The following is a 1,740-nucleotide window of genomic DNA, read 5'->3' on the forward strand; positions in this document are numbered from 1 at the left end:
TGGTTCTGGATCACTTTCCGTGCTCAGGCCACGGAGGGTCACCACAACCGCGATCATGAACGGTCGTGGCTGACGTACTCCTCCAGGACCTGTGGTTCGACCAGGTCGAAGGTGTTGTGATCGAAGGCGTCGTATCCGACGGTGAGTTGGTGGTCGTTCAGGCCCGCGCATCAGCGGACCGGGCCGTATGCCCTGTCTGTGGAACGGCGTCGTCCAAGGTGCACAGCCGGTACGTACGCCAACTCGCCGACAGCGCGGTTGGCGGCCGCCCCGTAGTGATCGAGTTACAGGTCCGCCGGTTCCGCTGCCGCCAGGGTGCTTGCCCACAGGCGACGTTCGCCGAGCAGGTCGACGGGCTGAGCTTCCGGCACGGGAGACGAAGCGCCGGTCTCCAGGCGGTGCTGGAACGGCTGGCGGTGATGCTGGCCGGCAGGGCCGGTGCCCGCCTGGCGCACGCACTCGCTGTCCGGGCCAGCCGGTCGACGCTCCTGCGGCTGATACGCCGTCTGCCGGACCCCGAGACGCACACCCCACGGGTCCTGGGCGTAGATGACTTCGCGCTGCGCAAGGGACACAACTACGGCACCATCCTGATCGACATCGACACGCGCAGTCCGGTCGATCTGCTGCCCGACAGGACCACGTCGACAGTGGCCCGGTGGCTCGCCGACCATCCCGGCGTCGAAGTGATCTGCCGGGACCGCTCCACTGCCTACGCCGAGGCCGGACGGCTCGGTGCCCCGGACGCGATCCACGTCGCAGACCGCTGGCACATCTGGAAGAACCTCGCCGAGGCCGTCGAGAAGACGGTCATCCAGCACCGCGCGCTGCTGCGCGAACCGGAGAACACCTCCCCGGTCCACACCGCCGTGCCCTCCACGACCACGGAACTCGCACCGGAATGCCCAACCGAGCCGCGGAACTCCGGCCGCCTGTCCGATCGAGTACGCGAGCAGCACGCGGCCGTTCACGCCTTGCTGGACGAGGGACTCGGGCTGCGGCCCATCGCCCGTCGGCTCGGCCTGGCCCGCAACACCGTCCGCCGCCTCGCCCACGCGGCCACCGCGGACGAACTCCTCGTCGGACGGTGGACCGGACGCACCAGCATCCTCGATCCCTACAAGCCCTACCTGCACCAGCGGTGGGCGGAGGGCTGCACCGTCGCCCGGCGCCTGTTCGAGGAACTCCGCGAACGCGGCTACCCCGGCGGTGAGAGCGTCGTGAAGAAGTACGTGCAGAAGCTCCGGGAAGCCTTCCCGCACGACAATCCGCCGCGCAAAGCCCCGTCCACGCGCGACGTGACCAGCTGGATCACCCGCCGCCCCGACCGCCTTGACGACGACCAGGCCCAGCAGCTCAAGCAGATCCTCGCCCGCTGCCCCGAACTCGACCGAACCGCCGAACGCGTTCGGGCCTTCGCCGAGCTGATGAACAACCGCCAGGGCCGACAGCTGGGCCAGTGGATCGAGCGCGTCCAAGCCGACGACCTGCCAGCCCTGCACGGCTTCGTCAACGGCCTCGGCCAGGACCTCGACGCCGTCGTCGCCGGCCTCAGCCTCCGCTACAGCTCCGGTGCCGTCGAGGGCCACAACAACAAGATCAAGATGCTCAAGCGGCAGATGTTCGGCCGGGCCAACTTCGACCTGCTCCGCAAGCGGGTCCTCCTCGCGGCGCGAGACCGTTCATGATCGCGGTTGTGGTGACCCTCCGTGGCCTGAGCACGGAAAGTGATCCAGAACC

Annotated in this window: 1 protein-coding gene; it reads left to right on the top strand. The window is 68.7% G+C overall.

The features are described 5' to 3' along the window. The first annotated feature begins 65 nt into the window (after window positions 1-65). The gene (locus tag ACFWR9_RS42655; RefSeq protein ID WP_383853075.1) at window positions 66-1,688 is read left to right on the top strand and encodes an ISL3 family transposase; all 1,623 of its coding nucleotides are present in this window, start codon (window positions 66-68) and stop codon (window positions 1,686-1,688) included. Window positions 1,689-1,740 lie beyond the last annotated feature (52 nt).

This window comes from Streptomyces sp. NPDC058534 (assembly GCF_042717365.1).
In the GTDB taxonomy this organism is placed as follows: domain Bacteria; phylum Actinomycetota; class Actinomycetes; order Streptomycetales; family Streptomycetaceae; genus Streptomyces.